The following is a 1,980-nucleotide window of genomic DNA, read 5'->3' as shown; positions in this document are numbered from 1 at the left end:
AAAGCCATGGGGAGCCGCGAGCAGGCATTGATCCGTGGATATCCGAATGGGGCAACCCCACCGCAAGGTGATCCACATCTGAATTCATAGGGTGTGGAGGCGAACCCGGGGAACTGAAACATCTAAGTACCCGGAGGAAAGGACATCAACCGAGACTCCGCTAGTAGTGGCGAGCGAACGCGGACCAGGCCAGTGGTCGATCCTACATAACCGGAACCGTCTGGAAAGTCGGGCCAGAGCGGGTGAAAGCCCCGTACGGGTCAACCGGGATCGATCCTCGAGTAGGGCGGGACACGAGAAATCCTGTCTGAAGATGGGGGGACCACCCTCCAAGCCTAAGTACTCCTCAGTGACCGATAGCGAACCAGTACCGTGAGGGAAAGGTGAAAAGCACCCCGACGAGGGGAGTGAAAGAGCACCTGAAACCGGATGCCTACAAACAGTCGGAGCCTCCTTGCGGGGTGACGGCGTACCTTTTGTATAATGGGTCAGCGACTTACAGTATGCTGCGAGCTTAAGGCGGTAGCCGGAGGCGAAGCGAAAGCGAGTCTGAAGAGGGCGTCGAGTAGCATGTTGTAGACCCGAAACCTGACGATCTAGCCATGGCCAGGCTGAAGGTGGGGTAACACCCACTGGAGGGCCGAACCCACGCCCGTTGAAAAGGTCGGGGATGAGCTGTGGCTAGGGGTGAAAGGCCAATCAAGTCAGGAAATAGCTGGTTCTCCGCGAAAGCTATTTAGGTAGCGCGTCGCGTATTACCCACGGGGGTAGAGCACTGGATGGGCTAGGGGGGCGCGAGCCTTACCAAACCTAACCAAACTCCGAATACCGTGGAGTAGAGCGCGGCAGGCAGACGGTCGGTGCTAAGGTCGATCGTCGAGAGGGAAAGAGCCCAGACCGCCAGCTAAGGTCCCCAAGTGGTGGCTAAGTGGGAAAGGATGTGGGAAGGCCAAGACAACCAGGAGGTTGGCTTAGAAGCAGCCATCCTTTAAAGAAAGCGTAATAGCTCACTGGTCTAGACAAGCCGGCCTGCGCCGAAAATGTAACGGGGCTTAAGCCACCCACCGAAGCTGCGGGTTCGTGCCATGCACGAGCGGTAGCGGAGCGTTCCGTAAGCCGTCGAAGGTGTCCTGTGAGGGGCGCTGGAGGTATCGGAAGTGCGAATGCTGACATGAGTAGCGACAAAGAGCGTGAGAAACGCTCTCGCCGAAAGTCCAAGGGTTCCTGCGCAAGGTTAATCCACGCAGGGTGAGCCGGCCCCTAAGGCGAGGCCGAAAGGCGTAGTCGATGGGAACCACGTTAATATTCGTGGGCCTGCGGGTGAGTGACGGATCTCAAAGTCGGTATGCCCTTAACGGATTGGGTGTGCCGTGGAGAGGTTCCAGGAAACAGCCCCCGCATACAGACCGTACCCGAAACCGACACAGGTGGACTGGTAGAGTATACCAAGGCGCTTGAGAGAACGGTGTTGAAGGAACTCGGCAAATTACCCGCGTAACTTCGGGATAAGCGGGCCCCGTTCCTGGGCAACCAGGGGCGGGGGGCACAAACCAGGGGGTAGCGACTGTTTACCAAAAACACAGGGCTCTGCGAAGCCACACAAGGCGACGTATAGGGTCTGACGCCTGCCCGGTGCCGGAAGGTTAAAAGGAGGGGTGCAAGCTCCGAATTGAAGCCCCGGTAAACGGCGGCCGTAACTATAACGGTCCTAAGGTAGCGAAATTCCTTGTCGGGTAAGTTCCGACCTGCACGAATGGCGTAACGACTTCCCCACTGTCTCCAACACCGACTCAGCGAAATTGAATTCCCCGTGAAGATGCGGGGTTCCCGCGGTCAGACGGAAAGACCCTATGAACCTTTACTGCAGCTTTGCAGTGGCGTTAGGGATTGCATGTGTAGGATAGGTGGGAGGCTTTGAAGCATGGGCGCCAGCCCGTGTGGAGCCGTCCTTGAAATACCACCCTTGCGATCTCTGACGTC

General features: G+C 57.6%; 1 rRNA gene. It reads left to right on the top strand.

Annotation, left to right across the window (positions count from 1 at the left end):
- Nucleotides 1-1,980: ribosomal RNA gene (locus tag ACFQPS_RS20090) — 23S ribosomal RNA — on the top strand; the annotation flags it as partial.

The organism is Rhodocista pekingensis, assembly GCF_042665545.1.
GTDB classification, from domain to species: Bacteria; Pseudomonadota; Alphaproteobacteria; order Azospirillales; family Azospirillaceae; genus Rhodocista; species Rhodocista pekingensis.
The sequence above is the reverse complement of the archived record's forward strand: the minus strand, read 5'-3'. Positions and strand labels throughout refer to the sequence as shown.